Origin of the sequence: Streptomyces sp. WZ.A104 (assembly GCF_002382885.1) — a bacterium.
Lineage (GTDB): Bacteria > Actinomycetota > Actinomycetes > Streptomycetales > Streptomycetaceae > Streptomyces.
The window spans coordinates 22,393-47,518 of the sequence record NZ_NWVL01000030.1 but is presented as its reverse complement, the minus strand read 5'-3'; the positions used below and the strand labels follow the sequence as shown (position 1 = coordinate 47,518).

Here is a 25,126-nt window from a genome sequence, read left to right as displayed (position 1 = left end):
CGTCGTCGGGCTGGTTTCCTCTGCCCGTTTTCCAGACACACGACCTGACCGGGAGTACGCCCCCGTGGCCACTTTCCTCTACAAGCTCGGACGGCTCACCTTCCGCCGCCGCCGCTTCGTCGCCCTGATATGGGTGGCGCTGCTGGCGCTCGCCGGATTCGGTGCGGCCTCCGCGTCCACCGCCACCTCCAGCTCCTTCTCCATCCCGGGCACGGAGGCGCAGCGCGCCTTCGACCTGCTGGAACAGCGCAACCCCGGCTCCAGCGCCGACGGCGCCACCGCCCGGGTCGTCTTCAAGGCCCCCTCGGGCGAGAAGGTGACCGACGCCGACAACAAGCGCGAGATCACCGGCTTCGTCAAGGAGCTCCAGTCCGGCTCGGACCAGATCGCCTCGGTCGCCGACCCGTTCCAGGCGCAGGCCGTGAGCCAGGACGGTTCGACGGCGTACATCTCGGTCGCCTACAAGGTCAACTCCATGGAGCTGACCGACGCGACCCGGGACGCCCTGGAAGGCGTGGGCAAGGACGCGCAGAAGAGTGACATGAAGGTGGAGATCGGCGGTGACGCGCTCCAGGTCATGCCGCACAGCGGGGCCGCCGAGATCATCGGTGTCGGTATCGCCGCCGTGGTCCTGGTCATCACCTTCGGCTCGCTGATCGCCGCCGGGCTGCCGCTGGTGACCGCCCTCATCGGGGTCGGCATCGGGGTCTCGCTCATCACCGCCCTGGCCAACGTCCTGGACCTGGGCTCCACCACCTCGACGCTCGCCATGATGATCGGCCTCGCGGTCGGCATCGACTACGCGCTGTTCATCGTCTCCCGCTACCGCGCCGAACTGGCCGAGGGCAAGGAGCGCGAGGAAGCCGCCGGGCGGGCCGTCGGAACGGCCGGGTCCGCGGTCGTCTTCGCGGGCCTGACCGTGGTCATCGCCCTGGTCGGCCTCGCCGTCGTCAACATCCCGATGCTGACGAAGATGGGCTTCGCCGCCGCCGGAACGGTCGCCATCGCCGTCGTCATCGCCCTCACCCTCGTCCCGGCCCTGCTGGGCTTCGCGGGCAAGCGGGTCATGGGCCGCAAGGCGCGCAGGGCCGCCGAGTCGGCGGGCAAGGCCGACCTCGGCAAGGCCAAGCCGAACATGGGCACCCGCTGGGCGCGGTTCGTGCTGCGCAAGCCGGTCTGGGTCATGCTGGTCGGCGTCCTCGGCCTCGGCGTCATCGCCGTACCGGCCGCCTCGCTGGAGATGGGTTTGCCCGACGACGGCGCCCAGCCGAAGTCGACCACGCAGCGCCAGGCGTACGACATGCTCTCGGAAGGCTTCGGCCCCGGGTTCAACGGGCCGCTGGTCACGGTCGTCGACACCAAGAACAGCGCGGACGGCGAGGCCGCGGTGGCGCGGGTCTCCGAGGAGATCAAGTCCATCGGCGTGGTCGCCGTCGCCCCGGCCGAGTTCAACAAGGCCGGTGACACCGCGACGATCGTGGTCATCCCGAAGGACCGGCCGTCCTCCGTCGAGACGGAGAACGTCGTCCACGCCATCCGCGACGCGGGTGAGGGCGTCAAGGCCGACACCGGGGCCGAGGTACTGGTCACCGGCGCCACTGCGATGAACATCGACTTCTCGCAGAAGATGAACGACGCGCTGCTGCCCTACCTGGCGCTCGTCGTGGGCCTCGCGTTCCTGCTGCTGATGCTGGTCTTCCGCTCGGTCCTGGTCCCGCTGAAGGCGGCCCTCGGCTTCCTGCTCTCGGTGGTCGCCGCCCTCGGCGCGGTCGTCGCGGTCTTCCAGTGGGGCTGGCTGGGCTCGCTCTTCGGGGTCGAGCAGACCGGTCCGATCATGAGCATGATGCCGATCTTCATGGTCGGTGTGGTCTTCGGTCTGGCGATGGACTACGAGGTCTTCCTCGTCACCCGGATGCGCGAGGCGTTCGTCCACGGCGAGAGCCCGGGGCAGGCCATCGTGACCGGCTTCAAGCACGGCGCCCGGGTGGTCACGGCGGCGGCCGTGATCATGATGGCGGTCTTCGCGGGCTTCATCGGCTCCTCCGAGCAGATGGTCAAGATGATCGGCTTCTCGCTGGCCGTCGCCGTCTTCTTCGACGCCTTCGTGGTGCGGATGGCGATCGTGCCCGCCGTGCTGGCCCTGCTCGGCAAGCGGGCCTGGTGGCTGCCGCGCTGGCTGGACCGGGTCCTGCCCAACGTGGACGTGGAGGGCGAGAAGCTCCAGAAGCAGCTGACCGACGAGTCCGGTTCCCCGCAGGGGCCGGGAGAGGGCGACAGCGACCGCGAGCTCGCCCGCGTCTGACCCCGTCCGGATTCATCGAGCCCCGGGGCCGCGTCCGAGCGGAGCGCGGCCCCGGAAGCGCCGGTCACCTGTGGGGACGGGGGGCCGGGCGCGGAGAGAAAGCCCCCGTGCGACGCGCGCACGGGGGCTTTTCCCGCGGTGGTCCGGGGCTTTCCCAGGGGCTCTCCCGCTGTGGCCGGCTCAGCCGCGGGCCGGCTGGGTGCCCCGTTCCGGGCGGGTGGTGCGGGACGGCGGGCGCACCTGCCCGGTGTCGTCCGACGGCGTGGCCGGTGCCTGCGCGCGGGTGCGGGCCAGGAAGCGGGTCAGCGTCCGGATCTCGAACTGGAACACCTCGACGCCGTCCGTCGAGTGCAGCTCCACGATCAGCTGCGTACGGCCGCAGGGCCAGACCCGGACGGCCCCGCGCTCGATCGGGGTGCGCAGGCCGCGCTCCAGGAGGTCGCGGCCGAACGCCCAGTCGGTGCCGCCGGGCAGGGTGATGTGGACGGTGCGCGGGTCGTCGGCCGCGTCGTAGCGCAGTTCGACGGGGACCGGGCGGGTGAGGGGGCCGTCCGTGATGAGCCGGGCGCGTGCATGTTCTTCGATCACAGGGGACATGGGCCGGCTCCTCCTATATGCATCTCTCTGTCCTCTAATGTCCCATATTTCGCGGGGGTGGCGCGGTGGATGCCCCGAGGGGGCGGCCCGGTGGGCATCGTTAGCGATACTGCCGGGGTCCCGCTCTTGCGCATGGTTCGCAGGAGAGCACTATTATTGACGGGTTCATGACCCCGCCCGCAGGACCGCGTCCGCACGGGCGCGGAGGCCGCGCGGACCCCGCAGGAAGCGGAGCCTCCCATGCATGTACCCGATGGATTCATCGATGCACCTGTCTCCGTGGCCGCCGGGGTGTTCGCCGCCGGGGCCCTCGCCGTCAGCCTCCGCGGCGCGCGCCGGGAACTGGACGAGCGCACGGCGCCGCTCGCCGGGCTGGTGGCCGCGTTCATCTTCGCCGTACAGATGCTGAACTTCCCGGTGGCCGCCGGTACCAGCGGCCACCTGATGGGAGGGGCGCTGGCCGCGATCCTGGTCGGGCCCTGTACAGCGGTGCTCTGTCTGTCCGTGGTGCTGCTGATGCAGGGCATCTTCTTCGCGGACGGCGGTCTCACCGCGCTCGGCGTGAACATCACCGTCATGGGCGTGGTCACCGTCGTCGTCGCGTACGCGCTGTTCCGGCTGCTGACCGGCCTCCTGCCGCGCAACCGCCGGTCCGCGACCGCCTCGGCGTTCGTCGCCGCCCTGGTCTCCGTGCCCGCCTCGGCCGCCGCGTTCACGCTGCTCTACTGGATCGGCGGCACCACCGACATCCCGATCGGCACGGTCTTCACGGCCATGATCGGGGTGCACGTCCTGATCGGCATCGGCGAAGCGGTCATCACCGCGCTGACCGTCGGCGCCGTCCTCGCCGTACGTCCCGACCTCGTCCACGGCGTCCAGGGCCCCGCCACGCCCCTCAAGCTCCGGGTCGACGGCGAACTGGTCGACGCCCCGGCCGCCACCCGGGAGCCGGAGCCCGCCCCCGCCCGGTCCACCCGGGGGTTCTGGATCACCGGCCTGGTCTCCGCCTTCCTCCTCGCCGGGGTCGTCTCCTTCTACGCCTCCGCCGACCCGGACGGCCTGGAGCGGGTCGCCGCCGACAAGGGCATCGACGAGAAGGCCGAGGAGCACGGCGCCGCCGACTCCCCGCTCGCCGACTACGGGGTCGGTGACATCGAGAACGCCCGGCTCTCCGGCGGCCTCGCCGGGGTGATCGGCGTCAGCGCCACCGTCGTCGTCGGCACGGGCGTCTTCTGGATGGTCCGCCGCCGCAAGGACGACGAGCGGGGCGCACCCCGTACCAACCCGCGCGACCACGAGAACGCCTGACATGGGAGCGGGCCACGCCCACAAGCTCTACCGGCACGGACACTCGGCGGTCCACCGGCTGCCCCCGCACTGCAAGCTGGCCGCCGTCTTCGGCTTCGTGCTCGTCGTCGTCTCCACCCCGCGCGAGGCGATGTGGGCCTTCGGCCTGTACGCGGCGCTGCTGGCCGCCGTCGCCGCCCTGGCCCGCATTCCCGCCGCCTTCCTGCTGAAACGGCTCGTCATCGAGGTGCCGTTCGTCGCGTTCGCGCTGCTCATGCCGTTCGTGGTGCCCGGCGAGCAGACCGAGATCCTCGGCGTCCCGGTCAGCGTTCCCGGCCTCTGGGGCGCCTGGAACGTGCTCGCCAAGGCCACCCTCGGCGTCGCCGCCTCGGTGATCCTGGCCGCCACCACCGAACTGCGCTCCGTGCTCCTCGGCCTCCAGCGCCTGAAGCTGCCCCCGCTGCTCGTCCAGATCGCCTCGTTCATGATCCGGTACGGGGACGTCATCACCGACGAGATGCGGCGCATGTCGATCGCCCGCCGCTCCCGGGGCTTCGAGGCACGCGGGGTACGCCAGTGGCGGGTGCTGGCCGCCTCGGCGGGAGCCCTGTTCATCCGCTCGTACGAGCGCGGCGAGCGCGTCCACCTCGCGATGGTCAGCCGGGGCTACCGGGGCACGATGCCGGTCATCGACCAGGCCACGGCCACCCGCACCCAGTGGGCGTACGCGGCGGCCCTTCCCCTACTCGCCCTCGCGGTCTGTCTGCTGGGATGGACCCTGTGACGTCATCCTCCGCAGCCCAGGAGCCGCCGCTCTCGCTCGACGTCAGCGGCCTCGCCTACGCCTACCCCGACGGCCACCAGGCCCTCTTCGGGGTGAACCTCACCGTCGCGCGCGGCGAACGCGTCGCGGTCCTCGGCCCCAACGGCGCCGGCAAGACCACCCTCGTCCTGCACCTCAACGGCATCCTGGAGGCGGGCTCCGGCACGGTCCGGGTCGCCGGGCTCCCCGTCGCCGAACGGCATCTGGCCGAGATCCGCCGCCGGGTCGGCCTCGTCTTCCAGGACCCGGACGACCAGCTGTTCATGCCCACCGTCCGCGAGGACGTCGCCTTCGGGCCCGCCTCCGCCGGACTGCGCGGCCCCGAGCTGGAGGAGCGGGTCGTGCGGGCCCTGAAGCAGGTCGGCATGGACGAGTACGCGGGCCGCCCGCCGCACCACCTCTCCTTCGGGCAGCGCCGCCGCGTCGCCGTGGCCACCGTCCTCGCGATGGAGCCGGAGATCCTCGTCCTGGACGAGCCCTCGTCCAACCTGGACCCGGCCTCCCGCCGCGAACTGGCCGACATCCTGCGGTCCTTGGACGTCACCGTACTCATGGTCACCCACGACCTGCCGTACGCCCTGGAGCTCTGCCCGCGCGCGGTCGTCCTCAGCGAGGGTGTCATCGCCGCCGACGGCCGTACACAGGACCTCCTCTGCGACGCGGAGTTGATGCGTGCGCACCGGCTGGAGCTCCCGTTCGGCTTCGACCCGCGTTCCGTGACCGTGCCGTCTCCGTGAACAGACCGTGACGGACCGAAGGGGCCGACGCCCCGGGGCCCATGGTGCCCGCCCGGCCGTGCACCATGGGGGGATGAGCGAGGGCGCGGGCACATCGGCGGGTACGGGAGCAGGCGTGGACGTGGACGTACGGGGCACGGTGGCACCCGGGTTCGAAGCGGTCGCGGACGCGTTCGCCCGCAACTTCGAGCAGCGGGGGGAGCGCGGCGCGGCCGTCGCCGTCTACCGGGACGGGCGCAAGGTCGTGGACCTGTGGGCCGGTACGAGAGACGTGGACGGCACCGAGCCCTGGGCGGTCGACACCGTCCAGATCGTGCGCTCGGCGGGCAAGGGCATCGCCGCCGCCGTCCCCCTCCTGCTCCACCAGCGCGGACAGGTCGACCTGGACGCCCCGGTCTCCACGTACTGGCCGGAGTTCAAGGCGAACGGCAAGGAACGCGTCCTGGTCCGCGACCTCCTGGCCCACCGGGCCGGGGTGCCCGCCCTGGACCGCACCCTCACCCCCGCCGAGGCCGCCGACGGGCTCTCCGGCCCGGCGGCCGTCGCGGCCCAGAGCCCGTACTGGGAGCCGGGCACCGACCACGGCTACCACGCCCAGACCTACAGCTGGCTGATCGGCGAACTGGTCCGCCGCGCCACCGGCCGCACCATCGGCCGCTGGATCGCGGAGGAGATCGCGCGCCCGCTCGGCCTGGACTTCTGGTTCGGACTCCCCGCCGACGAGGCCCACCGCATCGGCCGCATCGGTTCCGTGGAGCCCCCGGCCCCCACCGCGGCCTCCGGCGCCCTGCGCGTACGCCCCAAACGCTCGGTGGTCGAGGCCTACCGCGACCCGGAATCGCTCACCCGGCGGGCGTTCGGCGCGATCGACCCGTTCCCCGACGAGAACGACGCCGCCTACCGTACGGCCGAACTCCCCGCCTCGGGCGGCATCGCGACCGCCCGGGGCCTGGCCCGCTGCTACGCCGCGATGATCGGCCCGGTCGACGGCCACCGCCGCCTGTTCGCCCCCGCGACCCTGACGCTGGCCCGCACGGAGGAGTCGGCGGGCCCCGACCGGGTCCTGGTGGTCAACACCCGCTTCGGCCTGGGCTACATGCTGCACGGCCCGGCGGCGCCCCTGCTGGGCCCCGGCTCCTTCGGCCACCCGGGCCGGGGCGGTTCGCTGGGCTTCGCCGACCCCGAATCCGGCATCGCGCTCGGCTATGTGACCAACGGCCTCCAGAAGGGAGTCACCGCGGACCCCCGTGCCCAGGCACTGGTCAGGGCAGTACGGTCGGCGCTATGACACCTGCAACGCGTGGGGCAAGGGCCCGCTTCGACGGCTACAGCGTCCTGATCACCGCCGCCGGCCAGGGCATCGGCGCGGCAACGGCCCACCGCCTGGCGGCGGAAGGCGCCTCGGTCCTCGTCACCGACCTGGACGCCGAGCGCGCCTCGGACACGGCGGCGGCGATACGCGAGGCGGGCGGCACGGCCGACTCCTTGGCCTGCGACGTGGCGGACCGGACAGCGGTGGAGGCGGCGGTCGCCCACGCGGCCGCGACCTTCGGCCGCCTCGACGTCCTCGTCAACAACGCGTACGCGGCGAGCGAGGACGCGAGTCTCTTCGAGGACGAGCCGGACGAGGAGTGGGACCGCGACCTGGACATCACCCTCTCCGGCCCCTTCCGCTGCGCCCGCGCCGCCCTGCCGCACCTGGTGGCCTCGGGCCGGGGTGCGATCGTCACCATCGGCTCGGTCAACGGCGAACAGGACTTCGGCGGCCACGCGTACAGCGCGGCCAAGGCGGGCCTGGCCAGCCTGACCCGTACGCTGGCGGGCCACGCGGGCCCGCGCGGCGTACGGGTCAACCTGGTGGCCCCCGGCACGATCCGCACGGCCGCCTGGTCGGGCCGCGACGCCGAACTGGAGCGTGCCGCCGCCCTCTACCCCCTCGGCCGGGTCGGCACCCCCGAGGACATCGCGTCCGCCGTCGCCTTCCTCGCCTCGTCCGACGCGTCGTGGATCACGGGGACGACACTGCGGGTGGACGGCGGAATCCTGGCGGTGAACACGGGGTTCCGCCAGGCGATGTCGGGGCGGGAGTAAAACCCCTGGCGGGGCGCCACCCGCCGCTCCTACCCTCCCCGCATGATCACGTACGAACACACCGACAGGGCGGGCCGTCCCGTCACCCTCCACGAGGTCGACGGGGACAACTGGCGGGCGGTCGCCGACTGCGCACCCCGCGACGACCAGCGCGACTGGGTCCCTGCCCTGGCGGCCCGCTACCTGGTGCTGACGGCCCGCGAGGACACCTGGCACTCCTTGGCGGTCCTGGCCGGTGACGAGGTGGCCGGGCACATCATGTGGGGGCGGGACGAGGACGGTTCGTACTGGATCGGCGGCGTGCTGATCGACGCCTCCCACCAGGGCCGGGGCATCGGCGCGGCCGCCGTACGCACCCTGGCGACCTGGCTGTCCGCCCGCCCCGGCCGCACGGCGGTCCGCCTCTCCTACGCCCCGGCCAACGAGGCCGCCGCCCGCCTGTACACCGCGCTCGGCTTCCGCCTGACGGGGGTGGAGGAGGGCGGGGAGGTGGTCGCGGAGTGGATGAACCAGCCCTCGGGGGATGTGCAGGAGGATAGGTAGCATGAGTGATGCCACCGGCAAGTACTCGATCACGCTGCCGCGCGGTATCGCGGAAGCCGCTCGGCAGCGTAGCGGCCTTTCCGCCTACGTCGTGGCGGCTGTCGCCCGCCAGATCGAGTGGGACAACCTGAACAGCTCATCGCCGTGGTCGAGGCCGATCATGGCCCGATCGGTGAGGAAGAGATCCAGGCCAGGCGCGATCAGCTGCAACGGGCCCGTGAGCAGCAGGCCGACGCCCAGAGCGCCGCGTGACACGGTCGGCGCCGATGCCGGGCTGCATGGGTACAAGTGCGCCATTGACGCCATGCTCTGCGCCACAGCTCTCGTAGCACCTGGCCCCGTCACCGTACTCACCTCCGACCCCGAGGACCTCACCGCGCTGTGCGGCGGGCGGGTCACTGTGATCAAGGTCTGACACCACCGGCCTCCGTACCTGTGCCTCCCGGAGAAGCCGCTCGCCCGCCGGGAGACCCGGCCGTTAGGTTTGGGCCCATGATTGTGTGGCTCAACGGCACCCACGGCGCGGGAAAGACGACGACCGCCGCACTCGTGCGGCAAATGCTCCCGGATTCACGGGTGTTCGACGCCGAGAAGGTCGGCGAGACACTCATGGACATCACGCCGGTCCTGTCCCGTACGGACAACTTCCAGCACTGGCCGCCCTGGCGGCAGCTGGTGGTCGAGACCGCCCGCCGCGTACTCGACTACACGGGCGGCATCCTGGTGATGCCCATGACGGTGCTGGTCGAGCCGTACTGGCGCGAGATCAGCGCGGGCCTCGCCGAACACCGCATTCCGGTCCGCCACTTCGTCCTCCACGCCGACCAGGACACCCTGCGCGGCCGCATCGAGGGCGACACGGACCTCGGCCCCTCCCCGTTCCGCTTCGCCCATCTGGAGCCCTACGCCGAGGCCGCCCGTACCTGGCTGCACGCCGAGGCCGAGGTCATCGACACCACACACCTCACGCCCGCCCAGGTCGCGGAACGGATCGTGGAGGCGGTCAAGGGGTGAGGCGGGGAGGGGGCGACGGGTGGCTGCCGACTGATTCGGGAGGAGTGGTCGTGCGCTGGACGCGCTCCTTGATCTGACCCCGCACGCCCTATTTTGCCGACGCGCTGTCGGTATCTACTGAGCGCATGACCACACTCACCGGACGGCCTCTACCCGCCGTCGGTCCGGACGGGGTCAACCCGTCGCGGGCCCGCTCTGCCGTGCGTGCCCTCTACACCCGTCCCGCGCTCACCGCCGGAGACCTCAGCGCTCCGCTCCTTGCCCTCCCCGACGGGCATCCCGGGGCCGGAAGCCTCCCCGGCGCGGTACCCCTTGCAGAGGTCCAGCGGACCGTGGCTCGGTGGGGCGATCTCGGCATTCGCGGCGTCAAGGTATTCGTCCTGGGCCACGACCGCGACAGCGCCGGGTCAGCCGCCGTGTCTGCGGGCAACCGCATGGTCCTGGCGGTGTCGGCGATCAAAGCGGCCGCACCGGACCTGGCTGTGACCACAGAGGTGTGCGGTTGCTCCTGGACGAGCGGAGGGGAATGCGTGTTGCGTACGTCCGCCGGAGGTATCGACCTCGACGCGACCTACCGGCTGATGGGCGACATGGCAGTTCAGCACGCTGAGGCCGGAGCCGACGTCGTATCACCCACTGCGATGCTCGACGGCTCGGTGCGCGCCGTCCGTGCCGCCTTGGATGACGGAGGGCTCCGCGATGTCGGGGTCAACCCCAACCTGGCTATCCACACGATGCTGTACGGCCCCTTCAAGGAGTTGATGGCCACTGACCCGGCCGCCGGCCACCGGCGTGGCCTTCAGCTCGAACCGGGCCGTGCCCAGCGCGACACCGTGGTCCAAGCCAGGCGTTGGATCGCCGAGGGGGCGGACTCGCTCACCCTCCAGCCGGTCATGACCGCAGTCGATGTCCTCGTTCGACTCCGGGCCGATCAGGAGGCGCCGCTCGTCGCGTACTCCACTTCCGGTGAATGGCCTGCCCTGCGGGGGATGGGCGCCGAGGGAATGGCCGAATACATCGCCATGCTCCGGCGTGCGGGCGCGGACCACGTGCTGACGTTCGCCGCCGGGCAGGTGGCTGCATACCTGGAGCAGAGCCGTGGATGATCGCCCGTACTTCCGCCCGGCTGCCCTCGACGCTATCCTCGCGGACGCGACCCGTCTCGGGTTCGCCATGTCCTGCGAGGACCGGACCGGGTCCCTGCTCGCGACGCTTGCCGCGTCCAAACCCGCCGGGAATATCGTCGAACTGGGCACGGGGGTTGGCGCCGGGGCGTCCTGGCTGCTCCACGGCATGCGCCCCGACGCCCACCTGACCAGTATGGAGACGGACCCCGGGCGCCAGGCCGTCGCCGCCGCGCATCTGGGTCATGACACCCGTGTGTCCTTCGTGACGGCAGATGCTGACGCCTGGCTCGACGGCTATACCGGTCCTCCCCTCTCACTCGCCTATGTGGACTGCCGCCCCGGAAAGTTTCTCCGGCTGGACGATCTGCTCGAACTGCTGGAGCCGGGCGGCCTCTACGTCGTAGACGATCTGTTGCCGCAGCCCACGTGGCCCAGCGATCACCAGACCCGCGTCGACGACTTTCTCGCACGTCTGAGCGAACGCTCCAACTTGCTTGGGACGCTCGCGACATGGGCGTCGGGGCTTCTGGTCGGAACCCGTATCTGACGGACTATCGTGAACGGCATGTCCGCTGATCTGATCCGCATTGTGTCCCGCGACTCGCCCATGGCACTCGCCCAGGTGGAGCGCGTCCGTGCCGAGCTGGCCGTACTCCACCCCGGCACCCGTACGGAGGTCGTCCCGGTCAAGACGACGGGCGACAAGTGGATGGGCGACCTCAGCGCGGTGGAGGGCAAGGGCGCGTTCACCAAAGAGGTGGACGCCGCTCTCCTGGCCGGGGAAGCCGACCTGGCGGTGCACTGCGTCAAGGACATCCCGGCGGACAGGCCCCTGCCTGCGGGTACGGTCTTCGCTGCTTTTCTCCGGCGCGACGACATCCGTGACGCACTGATCCACCCCGGCGGCCTGCGCCTCGACGAGCTTCCCGCCGGGACGCGTATGGGGACGTCGTCCGTCCGCCGTGCCGCCCAGCTCGCCGCATCCCACCCCCACCTCTTCTGCGTACCGATGCGCGGCAACGCCAACCGGCGCCTCGAGAAGCTTGCCGCAGGCGAGGCCGACGCGCTGCTGCTGGCAGCGTCCGGGCTGGAGCGTATCGGCCGGTCCGACGTGATCACCGAGATCCTGTCGCCCGAGGTAATGTGCCCGCCGATCGGTGCCGGAGTGCTGGCCCTCCAGTGCCGGGAGGTTGACACCGACCTCATCGACGCCGTGAGCGGGCTCGGCGACCCGGCGGCCCACCGCGAGACGACCGCCGAGCGGATGTTCCTGCACGTGCTTCAGGGGCACTGCAACAGCCCCATCGCCGGTTACGCCCAGGTGGAACGGAACGGCGATCTGTCGCTGCGGGCCAAGGTCTTCACCCCGGACGGCAAGACCGTCCTCAACGCCCACGAATGGGCCGGAGCTCTCGACCCGGCCACCCTGGGCACGTCCGTCGCGGTCAGCCTGCTGCGGCAGGGGGCCAGGGAGCTGATCGACGGCATCGCCCACTGACGGACCGCCTGCCGCCCGCGATGTGCCGGGTGCCACGTAGTGCCCGCGGCCGAGCGACGGGTTCAGGCGGCGGTCTGTTCGTGGTTGGTTCTGCATGCGCGGCAGAGGCCGGGGGTGCGGGCGCGGAAGCCGCGTTCGCAGCCGTCGCAGTTCTGCATGGGGATGACGAGGGCGGCACGTACGGGGGTGGTCTCCTGAGTGCCGGGGAGGGGTGGTGGCAGGAGCGCGATGAGGCGGTGTCTGACGAACTGCGCCGGGTGGTTGACGGGTTGCGGGAGGTCGGTCGTCAGGGCGTGGCGGATGGCGTCGGGGTGCGCTTCGCGTTCCAGCCAGGCGGCCATGGCGGGGGTGAGGCGTTCGACTGCGTCCTCGGTGAGCGTCAGTTCGTGCGTGTGTCGTCGTAGGTCGGTGAGGAGCGCGGCGGCAGTCCGGCGGAGTTCGGGGGTGAGTTCGCGGGGCCGGGGGAGGGGGCGGGGCGGGGCTTTGGGTGCGGTCGGTGGCGGTACGAGGCGTGCGGTGGGTGTGTTGGGTTCGGTGGCGGGCTGGGTGGGGGGTTCCGGCACCGGTCCAGGGTCTGGCAGCGGGGTCGGCGCGGGATCAGGCACAGGTGCCTGTGCCTGTGCCTGCTGCGCCTGTGTCCGGGGCTGCCGGGAGGCGGGCGGCAGTTGTGGCGTGGGCGCCGCTCGGGGGTGCAGCAGTGCTTCGGGGTGGTTGCAGTAGACCGTGCGGGTGGCGATTCGGCCGTTCGGGAGGCGGACGACGGTGCGTTGAAGGTAGCCGTGGGCTTCCAGTTCGCGCAGGGCGGTGGCGATGAGTTTTTCGCCTTCGGGGAAGCGGGAGGCGAGGGCCTTGACGCCGACCTCGGTACCTCGGGGCAGCGACTGGATGCGTACGGCGACGCCCAGGGCGGTGGCGCTGAGGGCGGTGTGCTGGGCGAGGTGGTTGCCGACGACCGTGAAGCGCTCGGTGTGCGGGATGGCGATGTGGATCACGCCACGGGCCGGGAGAGGTCCGGGAACCTCTGCCAGGGCGCGCATGAGCGCAGTATTCTGCTGGGTATCCATCGGGAAGGTCTCTTCTTCCTTGGTGGTCAGGCCCTCGTTCGGGATTGCAGTCCCGGTCGGGGGCCGACGTATGTCCGGTGTCTGGTGTTGGTGCTGGCGTGAGCATATGCCCGCCAACCGGCTCGAAATCCAGCTGAGTTGGCAAACCTCACCCGTGTGGGTGACGAGCCCCTGGGGCCCGTCGGGTAGAGGCCGGGGCGGGTGGGGTGGGGTTGTTTCTCCTGGTTCTTTAAGTAGTTGATGTCGCGCTTCGCCGCGTCGCGGTCGAGCGCGATCCGGTCGCGCCGTACCGGGTCGCGGTGGAGCGCGACCCGGTGGAGGCCGTCACCGTACGAGGCCGATTTCGGCCCATACCGTCTTGCGCGGTACGGGCCCGGGGGTGACGCCCCAGTGGTCGGCCAGTGCCTCGACGATGAGCAGCCCGCGCCCGTTCTCCGCGTCGTCCTCGGGTGCCTTCACGGCTCCCGGGCCGGGCGGGAGGCGGTCACCCCGGGTGTCGGTGACTTCGATGCGTAGGGTCTTCGCGTCGACGGTGAGAGTGAGTTGGAAGTCCCTTCCCTTGACGCGGCCATGCACCGTGGCGTTCGCGGCCAGCTCGGCCACGATGTGGGCCGCCGACTCCGACGGGAGCCCCCAGGCGCCGAGATGGGCGACGGTGAGCAGCCGGGCGAGCCGGGCGCCCCGGCGGGTGGGTGAGAGCAGGACGGTGAACGAGCGGGTGGGGGCGGGGTGTTGTGCGAGCGGCACGACTTCTTGGTTCATGTCACTCAGCGTGGCCGTCTCTGCGTACCGTGCCCAGTGACGGAGCCCTTGCGTACGGTGAGTGTCCGGGGCTTGTCCGGTGTTGTCCGGGCTGTCGGGCGTGACGCGTGGGGAACGGGCGGGGTTGAGGGAAGAGCGGCACGCACGTCGGAAGTGGGGCTGGCATGAGCGTGGTTGATGACGGTACGGAGCGTGGAGACGGCGGGGCGGACGAGCCCGGCTGGGACGTCGACCCGGACGACGAGTCGGGTGCCGCGGTGGTTGCCGCCGTGGGGCGCCAGATCAGGGCGTGGCGTGAGGCGGCGGGGATGCGGGCGGGGGAGCTCGGGTCGGTGATGGGGTACGGGGAGGACCTCATCTACAAGGTGGAGGGCGGACGGCGCATCCCCCGCCCGGAGTTCATGGACGGGGTGGACCTGGCGCTGGGGGCGGGCGGGAAGCTCGCGGCGATGAAGTCGGACATCGCCGAGGTGCGGTATCCGAAGAAGATCCGGGACTTGGCGAAGTTGGAGGCCAGGGCCGTCGAGCTGGCGGCGTACGGCAGCCACAACCTGCACGGTCTGTTGCAGACGGAGGAGTACGCCAGGGCTCTGCTCGGTACGCGGCGCCCTGTTCTGTCACCGGACGAGCTGGAGCGCGCAGTGGCCGCTCGCGTGGCGCGGCACTCCATCTTCGACCGAGCTCCCGCTCCCGAACTCAGTTTCGTCCAGGAGGAGGCCTCGCTGCGCCGCCCGATCGGCGGCTTGGCGGTGTGGCGGCGACAGCTCGAAAACCTGCTCCGCCTGAGGGAGTTGCCCTTCGTGGACATCCAGGTGATGCCGACCTCCCGGTGGGACCACCCAGGAACGGGCGGGCGTATCCAAGTGCTGAAGTTCGCGGACGGCTCGGCGGTCGGACGGGCCGATGACGAGTTCGCCGGAAGGCCCATCGCTCACCCGAAGCAGCTCCGTATCCTTGAGCTAGGGTTTGGAATCATCCGGGCTCGGGCTCTCACGCCGGAGGAGTCCCAGGCCTTCATCGAGCAAGTGCTGGGAGAGTCATGACCTACAGGCCCTCTGCCGGGGAAGCGTCTGAGCTGCGATGGTTCAAGAGCAGCTACAGCGACAGCAGCAACCCCAACGACTGCGTCGAGGTCGCGACCGCCCCCGACGCCGTCCACGTCCGCGACTCCAAGAACGCCCAGGGCCCCCGTCTCGCCGTCACCCCCGCCGCCTGGGAGGGTTTCGTCGCGTACGCCGCCACAGGGCGCTGATCCGACCTCAACTCGTGTGCAGCATCAGGCCGATGCCCACTGCCATCAGGCCCGCCGCCGCGATCCTCGGCGCCCCGAAGCGCTCCTTGAAGAACAGCGTGCCGATCGCCGCACCCACGATGATCGAGGACTCCCGCAGCGCCGCGATCGGGGCGAGCGGGGCCCTGGTCTGGGCCCACAGCACCAGGCCGTACGCGACGACCGACAGGGCCGCGCCGAGCAGGCCCCGTACGGCGAACGGTTTCAGCTGGGAAGCCAGTTCGGAACGGCGGCGGTAGTAGGCGTACGCCGGGATCGCCAGGCCCTCCAGGATCATCAGCCACGCGACGTAACCGAGCGGTGTGCCCGACGCCCGGACGCCGACGCCGTCCACCGTCGTGTACCCGGCGATGGCCAGGCCCGTGCCCAGGGCAGCCACGATCGCGGGCCAGTGCGGGCGGGTGCCGGAGCCGTGGATGCCCCAGAGGGCCAGGCCGACCAGTCCGGCCGAGGCGACCGCGACGCCCGCCGTCGCCCACGCGTCCGGGTGCTCGCCGACGAAGACCGCCGCCAGGACGGTCACCACCAGCGGGGCCGTGCCCCGGGCGATCGGGTACATCTGGCCGAAGTCGCCGAGCGTGAACGACCGCATCAGCAGCAGCATGTACGCCACGTGCAGTGCGGCCGAGACCAGGAGGTACGGCCACGCCCCGGCCGCCGGGAACGGGGCGAAGAGGGCGAGGGCCGCGCCGATCAGCAGGCCGCCGCCGGAGATCAGAGTGAAGGAGAGCAGCTGGTCCTTGATCGCGTGGGCGATGGCGTTCCAGCTGGCGTGCGTGACTGCGGCTATGAGGACCGCGAGCGCGACCAGAGGGGTCACCTGGCAGACTCGCGCACGTCCGCCACCGTCGCGCCCGCGTGGGCGATCAGGGTCTTCGGGTCGAGCGGGAACACCGTGTGCGGGGTGCCCGCCGCCGCCCACACCACCGGGTGGTCCAGCAGCCGCCGGTCCGCCAGTACTCGGGTCCGGGTCGCGTGGCCGAAGGGCGGTACGCCCCCGATGGCGTACCCGGTCGTCTCCCGGACCAGGCCCGCGTCGGCCCGCTCGACCTTCTGCGCGCCCAGCTCACGCCGTACCAGCTCGACGTCCACCCGCGAGGAGCCGTCCATCAGGACCAGGACCGGGACCCCGTCCGCCGCGAAGACCAGGGACTTGACGATCTCGCTCAGCTCGCAGCCGACCGCGGCGGCGGCCTCCGCTGCCGTACGGGTCGCGTCCGGGAAGCGTCGTACCTCGACCTGGAGGCCCAGCTCGGCCAGTGCCTCGGCGAACCGGGGGTGGGCGGGGGAGGTGACGGGGGCGGGGGCGGTCGCCGGGGGCTCGGGTGTGCTCATGGCTGCACGCTAGCGGTCGTTGTAGGGGGCACGCGAGGGGGTTCCGGCTGCTGGTTCTGCGACCCCTCCCGTGCGCCCTCGCGCCCTTTCGCCAGGTCATCCGGCCAATCCTCGGTCCTTCCCTGGCCGGAAGTCGCGGGCGCTGATCGCGGCTCCCCTTCCCGCGCCACAGTGATAGGGCGACATATGCAGGAAAGTGTGACAAGGGGGAAATAGTGCTCCGCATCCACTTCACCGCCCAGGACCTGGAGTACGTCCGCCTCGCCCGGCGCCCGGACCCGCTCTGGGAGATCGTGTGCAGCATCTGCCGGCTCCAGACCGACGAGGGCCCGGTCGCGTTCGGCCCCTGGCGGCGGGCCGTCGTCCCCCGCCTGCGCGGGACCGGCGGCGGAGCGGACCGCGCCGTCGCGCTGGCGCTGCGCAGCCTGGTGCCGTTCGGCCCCTACTTCCCCGACTTCCTGACGCCCGCCGTGGACGGTGGCAACGCGGATCTGCGCCAGGGCGTGGACCGGGTGCTGTCGACGCCCCGGACCAGGCTGCGCAGGGAGCTCACGCTGCTCGCGGAGTCGGCGCCGGGGGTGCGGCCCTTCCTGGGGGAGGAGTTGGCGCGGGGTGACGCGGCGGCGCTGCGGGCGCTGGGCGGGCTGCTCACCGCGTACGACGCGGCGTTCGTCGCCCCGTACCGGCCGTGGATCGACGCGGCGGTGGCCTCCGACCTCGCCTGGCGGAGCCGCGAACTGGCGGCCGGAGGCACCCGGGCCCTGCTGGAGACGTTCCGCCCGATGGCCCGGTGGAGCCCGCCCGTGCTGGAGGTGACGTACCCGGTCGACCGGGACATGCACCTGGGTGGGCGCGGACTGCTCCTGATGCCGTCGTACTTCTGCTGGCGCAAACCGCTCACGCTGGTCGACGGCGCGCTGCTGCCGACGCTGGTCTACCCGGTCGAGAAGCCGGTCCTGGCCGCCGCCCCCGGTTCCCCCGGCGCCTCGCTCGCCCGGCTGCTGGGGCCGACGCGCGCCGCGCTCCTCCACGAGGTGACGGCCCGCGGCTGCGCCACGACGTCGGAGCTGGCCCGTGCGGTGGGCTGCTCGCTGCCCAACACCAGCCAGCAGCTGGCGATCCTGCGCGAGGCGGGCCTCGCGGCCTGCCGCAAGGAGGGCCGGTGCACGCTCCACCACCCTTCGCCGCTGGGGCGGCAGCTGCTGGAGGGGGCGGCCTCGTCCCGGGGAACGGGGACGGTCTCCTCTCGATGGAGGTGACCCTTTCATCCCGATGAAAGGGTGCGGCGCGCGTACCCGTTCCGCTGCCACGCTTCTTCCGTCACACCACTCGCCCACTCGTCCCACAGGGGAGCACCGGGCCCCAGAGGCCCGGCGCAGGGAGGAACACCATGCGCACGTTCGTACGAGCGGCAGCACTGCTCATGTTCACGGCAGGCGCCGTACTGACGACCGGGGCCGGGGCCCAGGCCGGTTCGGCCGACGCCCAGGACGCCCAGGACACCTACGCGGGCTGCCGGTCCGGGTACGTCTGCATCTACCCGGGCGCGTCCTGGAACGGCAACCGGCCGGAGGCGACGTACTACCGGTACGGCGTCTACAACCTCAACAACCAGATCGGCACCCACCGGGTGTTCAACAACCAGACAGGCGGGGCGACCGTCCAGCTGTGCACGGGGTACAACGGGGTCGGCTGCGGCGCGAAGATGCCCACGTGGACCTTCTGGGACGTGGACCTGACCCCGATCAACTCGATCAGGCTCGCGCCCTAGCCGCGCAGGGCCCTGTCCGCAGGGGTCTACTCGGATGACCTGGGGCGGGGGTGCTTCCGCCCTCGCCCCAGGGACGTGAGTACCAGCAGGTCGCTTCGGCATCGAGACCGGCCTCAGCCGCCCGCGCGCAGCACCTCCGCCACCACCGGGCCCGCCGCGTCGCCGCCGTGGCCGCCGCTCTGGACGACCGCCGCGGCGGCGAGGTCGTTGCTGAAGCCGGTGAACCAGCTGTTCGAGGTCTCCTGCCCGCCGACCTCGGCCGAACCGGTCTTGGCGCCCTTGTCGCCGCCCACCGACGCCATGGCCTTCGCGCCCGTGCCCCAGGCCGCCGTGGCGCGCATCATCGTGGTCAGCTGCTGGGTGACGGAGGGCGACAGCGAGCGCGAGGCGGTGGCCAACGGCCGGTTGTCCAGGGACTGGGGGACGATGACCGGCTGGCGGAAGGTGCCGGTGCGGGCGGTGGCGGTGACGGACGCCATGTTGAGGACGTTCATCTGGACGGTGCCCTGGCCGATGTACTGGGCGGCCGCTTCACCGCCTGTCTCCGCCGGGACGCTGCCGTCGGTCGTGACGACGCCGGTCTTCCAGTCCAGGCCGATACCGAAGACGTCCCGGGCGATCTTGGGGAGGGCGGCGTCGTCCTTCGTGTCGTCGATGAGCTTGATGAAGGCGGTGTTGCAGGACTTGGCGAAGCTCTGGGTGAAGGTGGAGCCGTCCGGCAGCGCGAAGTGGTCGAGGTTGTGGAACGAACGCCCGTAGTACATCGCGTTCTTGGGGCACTCCGCCGCCCCGTTCGCGGTGACGAGCCCCTTCTCCAGCAGCAGCGCCGCCGTCACGATCTTCAGCGTCGAGCCGGGCGCCTGCTTGCCCTGGAGCGCCACGTTGAACTCGGTCACCGGGTTGTTGGCCACCGCGCGGATCGCCCCCGTGGACGGCTTCACCGCGACCACCGACGCCTGCGAGTACTTCTTCACCGCCCGCTCGGCCGCCGCCTGGGCGCCCGCGTCGAGCGTCGTCTGCACCTTGCCCGGCTTGCCCTTGGCCAGAGTCAGCAGGTTGATCTCCGGCTGGGACTCGTCGGCGGGCTCGATCCAGGTCTCGATGCCGGCCGAACCGCCGGCGCTCTCCCCGTACTTCTGGCGCAGCGTGTTCAGGATCGGCCCGAGCGAGGGGTACTTCTCCTTGGTCAGCACTGTGCCGTTGCGGTCGACGGCATCGATCGCCGGGGTCGAGGACTCGCCCGTCTTCAGCGTCGCGCCCTCCGTCAGCTGCGGGTGCACGACCGTGGGCGCCCAGTCGACCAGGGCCTTCCCGGTCGTCAGGCCGCGTACGACGGTCAGCTCCGAGGCGTACGACAGGGGCTTGGACTTCCCGTCGTACGACACGGTGGCCTTGACCTCGTAGGGCACCTTCGTGCCGACCGCCGGGCCCGGGGTGATCTTCACCTTGCCGATGTGGGCGTCCTCGCCGTACGAGGCGAGCACCGGCTCCGCGCCCGCCTCGTTGTTGGTGAGCAGGGCCGCGGTCGCCGCGTCCCCGGCCGCCCAGGCGTCGAAGAAGCCCTTCGACGTCTCGGCTATCTCCTCCGCGCTCGGCGGTCCCGTCTTCACCTTCGAGGACTCGGACGCGCTCCGCGTACCGCCGCCCCCGTCGCCCGTGTCTCCGAGCACGCTGTACGCCCCGTAGCCGATACCGCCCGCCACCAGGACGAACACACCGCCGACGACGCCGACCTTCGCTCCACTGCGCATCCCGCAGTCCCCCTCCCCAGGAGAGCCCCGAAAAAGGTTCAAGGGGCATCCTTGAGGAAGCCTAGGCGGCGGTGGCGGATGGTGAGGGTGTTGTTACCGGACCGGAATGCTTGGCTGGAAAGCGCTCTCCGCTCCGCAGCCGTGTGAGCTGGGGCCATGCTGGGAAGACTGGACGGGGGTGCACGGGGGAGTGCACGCGGGCGCGAGCGTCGGGGGGCGTGGAGCATGGGGGCACGGGCGTGCGCGGGGGTGGTCCGGTGACGGCCTACCCGATCAAACAACTGCCGTTCGCGGCGCTGCCCGAGGGCGGGGCCGCGACCTGGTCGGCGGCCGACGCCGAGCGGTGGCGGAAGGCGCGGGTCCCGGCGGCCCTCGCCCCGGTGCTGGGCGGCTGGCTCCTGGCCGCCCTGGTGGCGGTGTCGTACGTCCTGCTGTTCGCGATCTCGTCGGCGGGCGCGGGCTGGCACGGCGGGTCGGGAGAAGGGGACGGCACGGACTGGCTCAGGTACCCGGGAGCGGTCCTGCTGACCGCCCTGCCGCTGTGGTACCGGTACGTTCCGGTCGCGGCCGTGACCGCCGCCCTGGCCGTCGCCGTGGAGGCGGGCCTGTCCCTGGCCCTCTCCGGCGGCCTCGACACCCCGGCCGTGGCCGGGTACACGGTCGTGCTCGCCGCCTGCGCCCTGGCGTTCACCGGGGGCTGCCTACGGCTGCGGGCCCGGCGCCGTCAGCGCGCCCTGACCCTCGCCGCGGCGGGCACACGACGCTTCCCGCTGCCCAAGGGCGTTCCGGAGTCCGACGGCTACCGGGGCCACCAGGCATTCCTGGGCGGGCTGGCCCTCTGTCTGCTCGCCGCCGTGTTCCTCGCCGAGGGCCTGTTCGGCGACCTGACGGCCTCCGGGGCGGCGCCCGCGTACGACGCCGTCGGGCAGCAGCGCATCGGACTGGTGCTTCTGGTGGCCGGTACGACCCTCTACGGCCGGGGCCACCTCGCCTACCGCGCGGCCCGGCGGCTGCACGAGGAGCCGCAGCCCGCCCTGATCGTGGGCGTGCGCGCCGGAGAGCCCCGACGCCTCGGGGCATCCCAGCACCCCTGGGAGGGCGTGCGGTACTGGGTGTACGCGGACGCCCGCACCACCTCGGCGCCGCCCCTGATCGCGTACGAATCCCTCCCGCGCGACACCCGGGCGATGACACGGCTGCTGGGCAGCGGTTCGGTGTACGGGGCGGGGAACGGGCACCACGACGTCGACCCGCACCACGAGCCCTTCGAGGCGGTCCTCTACGGCACGCTCGCGGAGGGCGACGAGGTCGCTCTGGAGTACGCCTGCGCCGAGTACCACCGCCACCAGCAGATGGGGCGGATGTACGCGACCACCCTGGCGGCACCGCTCCGCCCCGACCGCCGTCACGGCCTGGGCCCGTGGGAGCCGGTGGACGGCCCCGCCCGTCAGCAACAGCGGCTTCAGGAGGCCGCGGAGGCCGAGGAGCGCCGCAGGAAGCAGGCGCGCGAGGCCGAGGAGCGCCGCCGGAATCCACGGCGCAGCTCGCCCCCGTCCCGAGGAGGCACCCGTGACGGCCGCAGCGGCCGGGCCGACGGCGGCGGCTGCGGGGGGTCCGGCCCCAGCTGCGGGTCGAGCTGCGGGGGCGGGGGCGGGGGCTGCGGGGGTGACTGAACCCGCCCGCCACCTGGACTGGCACGCCGCCGCCCCGGCGGCCTCCACCCCTGTGCGCATACGCTGCTCATCTCGGGTGCGGGGTACGGGGTACGCGGGGCACGGCCCGCGCAGGGCGTGGTGCACCGCCGACGAATCGGGAGGCAGCGGATGCCGAGGGGTCCGAACGGTACGACGAACGCGGGAACCGCCGACGCGCACAAGCAGACGCCGGGCGGAGAGACGTTGGGGCCGCGTGCGTCCCTCGTGATGTCGCTGGTGCTCGGCCTGCTGCTGGGCGCGCTGTCGGGACTGGTCATGGTTCCGGCGGCCCAGCACCTGCGTTCCCTCCAGGGCGGCGAGCGGGCTCAGGCGACGCTGCACACCGCCGGTTCGTGCATGGCGGGCCAGTGCCGGGTCGAGTTCGAGGCCGACGGGCGGACGGTCATCGCCGACCTGCCGGTGGGCAGCGGCGGCGGTAAGCAGTCGGCCGGGGCCCGACTGGTCGTCCGGTACCAGGCGGACGATCCTCGGACAGTCGCCCGTGAAGCGGACGTCGGGGGCGGCGGGGCGGTGGTGCTGGCGGCGCTGTCGGGCGGAGCCGCCCTGTTCTTCCTGGTCATTTCTGCCGTGGCGGCGGTCTTCCTGGTGCGGCAGCGACGTACGGCGGGGCGTGGCAGCCCGGAGTGACCCGGACGGAGGGGCCCCGGGCGATGACCGACCCGGCGACGTGCCGGCGGGCCCGGCACCATCAGGTGCCGGGCCCGCCGGTTCCGGCTACACCCAGGTGTCCAGCCACATCCGGTCCCGCCACAGGTCCTCCGGGATCGAGGTCCCCGTGTACAGCGGCCAGAAGTAGATGAAGTTCCAGATGATCAGCAGCACCAGCACGCCCGCCGCGATCGCCCCCAGCGTGCGGCGGCGTTCACCGGTCGGGTCGTGGGTGGTCAGGCCCAGTTCGGCTCTGGCCCCCGTGCCCGCAGCCGGGCCCAGCATCGCGCCGATCATCATCGTCACGGCCAGACAGAGGAACGGCACGAAGACCACCGCGTAGAAGAGGAAGATCGTCCGCTCCTGGTAGAAGAACCAGGGCAGCCAGCCCGCCGCCACCCCGCAGGCGATCGCGCCCGCCCGCCAGTCGCGGCGGAAGAACCAGCGCCACACCACGTACGCCAGGGCGAAGCACGCCGCCCACCACAGCAGCGGGGTGCCGATGGCGAGGACCTCGGCGGCGCACTTGCCGGTCGCCGACTCCTTGCAGCCCGCCTGCTCCTCGTAGAAGTACGAGACGGGGCGGCCGAGGACCAGCCAGCTCCAGGGGTTCGAGTCGTACGTGTGGCCCGAGGTCAGGCCGACGTGGAAGTCGTACACCTGGGTCTCGTAGTGCCACAGGCTGCGCAGCCAGTCCGGCAGCCAGCTCCAGGCGGAGTCCTTGCCCTCGGTGGCCGCCCAGTTGCGGTAGTAGCCCTTGTCCGTGACGATCCAGCCGGTCCACGAGACGACGTACGTCACGATCGCCACCGGCACCGTGGAGACGAAGGCGGGCACCAGATCCCGGCGCAGCACCGCCTGGTACGGGCGCACCGCGCCCGCCGTGCGCCGTGCGCCGACGTCCCACAGAACCGTCATCAGGCCGAACGCGGCCAGGACGTAGAGGCCGTTCCACTTCGTGGCGAAGGCCAGGCCCAGCAGCACGCCCGCCGCGAGACGCCACGGCCGCCACCCCAGGCGCAGGGTCTCCGCGACCCTGGCGTCCGGGCGCAGCACCCCCTCCTCGTCCACCGGCAGCCCGTCGGCCAGTCGGCGGCGGGCACGGTCCCGGTCGACCACCAGGCATCCGAACGCGGCCAGTACGAAGAACATGACGATCAGGTCGAGCAGCGCGGTCCGGCTCATCACGAAGTGCAGCCCGTCCACCGCGAGCAGCAGCCCCGCCAGACAGCCCAGGAACGTCGAGCGGAACAGGCGGCGGCCGATCCGGCAGAGGAGGAGGACGGAGACCGTGCCCAGCACCGCCACCATGAACCGCCAGCCGAACGGCGTGAAGCCGAACAGCTGTTCACCGAACCCGATGATCCACTTCCCGACCGGCGGGTGCACCACATAGCCCGGGTCGGTCGGGACCGGGACGGACGAGGGGTCCTTCAGGATCAGCTTGTCGACGTCCTTGGGCCAGGAACCCTCGTACCCCTGGTTGACCAGCGCCCACGCGTCCTTCGCGTAGTACGTCTCGTCGAATATCACCGCGTGCGGCTGGTCCAGCTTCCAGAACCGCAGCAGGCCCGCGACCAGCGTCACCAGCAGCGGGCCGCCCCAGGCGGACCAACGCACCAGCCGGTCGGCGATATGCGGCGGGACCGCGAGTACCGACCACATCTGCCGTCCCGGCCGGGTGTACGGCGGGTCCAGACGGTCGCGGAGGGAGGTCTCCGCCCGGGGAACATGGCCGAAACGGCGCAGCCGCCGTTGCCAGGAGGTCGGCTGCTCGCCGAGCGGGTTCCCGGCGTCTTGGCCCCGCTGGGTCTCGGGTGCGGTACTCGTCACCGCGCCATCGTAGGGAACGCATCTGTGCGAAGGGCGCTGCCCGTGCTGCGAGGATGGCTGATGTGACTGGAACGACTGGAACGCTCGTGCTCGCAGGGACCCCCATCGGTGATGTGGCGGACGCCCCGCCCCGCCTGGCCGCCGAACTGGAGCGGGCCGACATCGTCGCCGCCGAGGACACCCGGCGGCTGCGCCGGCTCACCCAGGCGCTCGGCATCCACACCTCGGGGCGTGTCGTCTCCTACTTCGAGGGCAACGAGTCCGCCCGTACGCCGGAGCTGGTGGAGGCCCTGACGGGGGGTGCGCGCGTGCTCCTCGTCACGGACGCGGGCATGCCGTCCGTCTCCGACCCCGGCTACCGGCTCGTCGCCGCCGCCGTGGAGAAGGACATCCGCGTCACCGCCGTGCCGGGACCGTCCGCAGTGCTCACCGCGCTCGCGCTCTCCGGGCTGCCCGTGGACCGGTTCTGCTTCGAGGGGTTTCTGCCGCGCAAGGCCGGTGAGCGGCTCTCCAAGCTCCGCGAGAACGCCGACGAGCGGCGCACGATGGTCTTCTTCGAGGCCCCCCACCGGCTGGACGACACCCTCGCCGCGATGGCCGAGGTCTTCGGCGCCGAACGGCGCGCCGCCGTGTGCCGGGAGCTGACAAAGACGTACGAGGAGGTCAAGCGCGGACCGCTGGGAGAGCTGGCCGTGTGGGCGGCCGACGGGGTGCGCGGGGAGATCACCGTCGTCGTCGAAGGCGCCTCCGACTCCGGCGACGAGGGGCTGGACGCGGAGGAGCTCGTGCGGCGCGTGCGCGTGCGCGAGGAGGCGGGGGAGCGGCGCAAGGAGGCCATCGCCGCCGTCGCCGCCGCAGCGGGGCTGCCCAAGCGGGAGGTGTTCGACGCGGTGGTGGCCGCCAAGAACGCGGAGAAGGCCCCGCAGAAGCCTTAGTA

26 protein-coding genes are annotated in these 25,126 nt (G+C 71.9%); 19 read left to right on the top strand and 7 right to left on the bottom strand.

The genetic code is table 11. The features are described 5' to 3' along the window. The first annotated feature begins 64 nt into the window (after positions 1 to 64). On the top strand, positions 65 to 2,302 hold the full coding sequence (locus tag CIB93_RS17920; RefSeq protein ID WP_096627955.1) for an MMPL family transporter: 2,238 nt from the start codon (positions 65 to 67) through the stop codon (positions 2,300 to 2,302). A gap of 180 nt (positions 2,303 to 2,482) precedes the next feature. Here CIB93_RS17920 and CIB93_RS17915 read toward each other — a convergent pair whose 3' ends face one another. After that, on the bottom strand, positions 2,483 to 2,899 hold the full coding sequence (locus CIB93_RS17915; protein ID WP_096627954.1) for an SsgA family sporulation/cell division regulator: 417 nt from the start codon (positions 2,897 to 2,899) through the stop codon (positions 2,483 to 2,485). Between the two features lie 240 nt (positions 2,900 to 3,139). Here CIB93_RS17915 and CIB93_RS17910 point away from each other — a divergent pair, with 240 nt between their 5' ends. The 11 genes from CIB93_RS17910 (at position 3,140) to hemC (ending at position 12,019) form a co-directional block, all read left to right on the top strand. Then, complete coding sequence (locus CIB93_RS17910; RefSeq protein ID WP_096627952.1) at positions 3,140 to 4,207, top strand: energy-coupling factor ABC transporter permease; 1,068 nt, start codon at positions 3,140 to 3,142, stop codon at positions 4,205 to 4,207. A 1-nt stretch (position 4,208) separates the two neighbouring features. Beyond that, positions 4,209 to 4,970 carry a cobalt ECF transporter T component CbiQ gene (gene cbiQ, locus CIB93_RS17905; RefSeq protein ID WP_096627951.1) on the top strand — a complete coding sequence of 254 codons (762 nt, stop codon included), beginning with the start codon at positions 4,209 to 4,211 and terminating at the stop codon, positions 4,968 to 4,970. After that, a complete protein-coding gene (locus CIB93_RS17900; protein ID WP_096627949.1) occupies positions 4,958 to 5,746 on the top strand; it encodes an energy-coupling factor ABC transporter ATP-binding protein in 789 nt (262 codons plus the stop codon). The genes cbiQ and CIB93_RS17900 overlap by 13 nt, the downstream gene beginning before the upstream one ends. 121 nt (positions 5,747 to 5,867) lie before the next feature. Beyond that, positions 5,868 to 7,034, top strand: coding sequence for a serine hydrolase domain-containing protein (locus tag CIB93_RS17895; RefSeq protein ID WP_096628017.1), 1,167 nt, complete (start codon positions 5,868 to 5,870; stop codon positions 7,032 to 7,034). Continuing rightward, complete coding sequence (locus CIB93_RS17890) at positions 7,031 to 7,837, top strand: SDR family NAD(P)-dependent oxidoreductase (protein WP_096627948.1); 807 nt, start codon at positions 7,031 to 7,033, stop codon at positions 7,835 to 7,837. Before CIB93_RS17895 ends, CIB93_RS17890 begins: the two co-directional genes overlap by 4 nt. A gap of 42 nt (positions 7,838 to 7,879) precedes the next feature. Then, positions 7,880 to 8,380, top strand: coding sequence for a GNAT family N-acetyltransferase (locus tag CIB93_RS17885; RefSeq protein ID WP_096627946.1), 501 nt, complete (start codon positions 7,880 to 7,882; stop codon positions 8,378 to 8,380). Between the two features lies 1 nt (position 8,381). Beyond that, on the top strand, positions 8,382 to 8,795 hold the full coding sequence (locus tag CIB93_RS38920) for a hypothetical protein (protein WP_257002238.1): 414 nt from the start codon (positions 8,382 to 8,384) through the stop codon (positions 8,793 to 8,795). Positions 8,796 to 8,872: 77 nt separating this feature from the next. After that, positions 8,873 to 9,394 carry an AAA family ATPase gene (locus tag CIB93_RS17870; protein ID WP_096627945.1) on the top strand — a complete coding sequence of 174 codons (522 nt, stop codon included), beginning with the start codon at positions 8,873 to 8,875 and terminating at the stop codon, positions 9,392 to 9,394. A gap of 125 nt (positions 9,395 to 9,519) precedes the next feature. Further along, positions 9,520 to 10,500: a hypothetical protein gene (locus CIB93_RS17865; protein WP_096627943.1), complete on the top strand. Its 981-nt coding sequence runs from the start codon at positions 9,520 to 9,522 to the stop codon at positions 10,498 to 10,500. After that, positions 10,493 to 11,068, top strand: coding sequence for an O-methyltransferase (locus tag CIB93_RS17860; RefSeq protein ID WP_096627942.1), 576 nt, complete (start codon positions 10,493 to 10,495; stop codon positions 11,066 to 11,068). The genes CIB93_RS17865 and CIB93_RS17860 overlap by 8 nt, the downstream gene beginning before the upstream one ends. Positions 11,069 to 11,086: 18 nt before the next feature. Then, complete coding sequence (hemC, locus tag CIB93_RS17855) at positions 11,087 to 12,019, top strand: hydroxymethylbilane synthase (RefSeq protein ID WP_096628016.1); 933 nt, start codon at positions 11,087 to 11,089, stop codon at positions 12,017 to 12,019. A 62-nt stretch (positions 12,020 to 12,081) separates the two neighbouring features. Here the strand turns inward: hemC and CIB93_RS17850 are convergent, their stop codons facing one another. Together CIB93_RS17850 and CIB93_RS17845 are read right to left on the bottom strand one after the other, a co-directional pair. Continuing rightward, positions 12,082 to 13,083 (bottom strand): hypothetical protein, encoded by a 1,002-nt coding sequence (locus CIB93_RS17850; RefSeq protein WP_096627940.1) that lies wholly within the window; start codon positions 13,081 to 13,083, stop codon positions 12,082 to 12,084. A gap of 324 nt (positions 13,084 to 13,407) precedes the next feature. Then, complete coding sequence (locus CIB93_RS17845; protein WP_096627939.1) at positions 13,408 to 13,845, bottom strand: ATP-binding protein; 438 nt, start codon at positions 13,843 to 13,845, stop codon at positions 13,408 to 13,410. A gap of 164 nt (positions 13,846 to 14,009) precedes the next feature. Between CIB93_RS17845 and CIB93_RS17840 the strand changes: the two genes are divergently transcribed. Next, positions 14,010 to 14,888 carry a helix-turn-helix transcriptional regulator gene (locus CIB93_RS17840; protein WP_096627937.1) on the top strand — a complete coding sequence of 293 codons (879 nt, stop codon included), beginning with the start codon at positions 14,010 to 14,012 and terminating at the stop codon, positions 14,886 to 14,888. Then, positions 14,885 to 15,097 carry a DUF397 domain-containing protein gene (locus CIB93_RS17835; RefSeq protein ID WP_096627936.1) on the top strand — a complete coding sequence of 71 codons (213 nt, stop codon included), beginning with the start codon at positions 14,885 to 14,887 and terminating at the stop codon, positions 15,095 to 15,097. The genes CIB93_RS17840 and CIB93_RS17835 overlap by 4 nt, the downstream gene beginning before the upstream one ends. 7 nt (positions 15,098 to 15,104) lie before the next feature. Here the strand turns inward: CIB93_RS17835 and CIB93_RS17830 are convergent, their stop codons facing one another. After that, a complete protein-coding gene (locus CIB93_RS17830; RefSeq protein WP_096627934.1) occupies positions 15,105 to 15,956 on the bottom strand; it encodes a DMT family transporter in 852 nt (283 codons plus the stop codon). Beyond that, a complete protein-coding gene (locus tag CIB93_RS17825; RefSeq protein ID WP_096627932.1) occupies positions 15,953 to 16,471 on the bottom strand; it encodes a YbaK/EbsC family protein in 519 nt (172 codons plus the stop codon). The genes CIB93_RS17830 and CIB93_RS17825 overlap by 4 nt, the downstream gene beginning before the upstream one ends. 215 nt (positions 16,472 to 16,686) lie before the next feature. Between CIB93_RS17825 and CIB93_RS17820 the strand changes: the two genes are divergently transcribed. Both CIB93_RS17820 and CIB93_RS17815 read left to right on the top strand, forming a co-directional pair. Next, on the top strand, positions 16,687 to 17,730 hold the full coding sequence (locus tag CIB93_RS17820) for a helix-turn-helix transcriptional regulator (RefSeq protein ID WP_096627931.1): 1,044 nt from the start codon (positions 16,687 to 16,689) through the stop codon (positions 17,728 to 17,730). 131 nt (positions 17,731 to 17,861) lie between these two features. Continuing rightward, positions 17,862 to 18,242 (top strand): hypothetical protein, encoded by a 381-nt coding sequence (locus CIB93_RS17815; RefSeq protein WP_096627929.1) that lies wholly within the window; start codon positions 17,862 to 17,864, stop codon positions 18,240 to 18,242. 113 nt (positions 18,243 to 18,355) lie between these two features. Here the strand turns inward: CIB93_RS17815 and CIB93_RS17810 are convergent, their stop codons facing one another. After that, the gene (locus CIB93_RS17810) at positions 18,356 to 19,993 is read right to left on the bottom strand and encodes a penicillin-binding transpeptidase domain-containing protein (protein WP_096627927.1); all 1,638 of its coding nucleotides are present in this window, start codon (positions 19,991 to 19,993) and stop codon (positions 18,356 to 18,358) included. 257 nt (positions 19,994 to 20,250) lie between these two features. Here CIB93_RS17810 and CIB93_RS17805 point away from each other — a divergent pair, with 257 nt between their 5' ends. Together CIB93_RS17805 and CIB93_RS17800 are read left to right on the top strand one after the other, a co-directional pair. Further along, a complete protein-coding gene (locus CIB93_RS17805; RefSeq protein WP_096627926.1) occupies positions 20,251 to 21,666 on the top strand; it encodes a hypothetical protein in 1,416 nt (471 codons plus the stop codon). 249 nt (positions 21,667 to 21,915) lie between these two features. After that, entirely contained in the window at positions 21,916 to 22,335 is a 420-nt protein-coding gene (locus CIB93_RS17800; RefSeq protein WP_179500153.1) for a hypothetical protein, read from the top strand. A gap of 87 nt (positions 22,336 to 22,422) precedes the next feature. On the opposite strand, the gene CIB93_RS17795 is transcribed toward CIB93_RS17800, so the two are convergent. Then, entirely contained in the window at positions 22,423 to 24,189 is a 1,767-nt protein-coding gene (locus CIB93_RS17795) for a dolichyl-phosphate-mannose--protein mannosyltransferase (protein WP_096627924.1), read from the bottom strand. 53 nt (positions 24,190 to 24,242) lie between these two features. Between CIB93_RS17795 and rsmI the strand changes: the two genes are divergently transcribed. After that, positions 24,243 to 25,124: a 16S rRNA (cytidine(1402)-2'-O)-methyltransferase gene (gene rsmI / locus CIB93_RS17790; protein ID WP_218839787.1), complete on the top strand. Its 882-nt coding sequence runs from the start codon at positions 24,243 to 24,245 to the stop codon at positions 25,122 to 25,124. Positions 25,125 to 25,126: the final 2 nt, after the last annotated feature.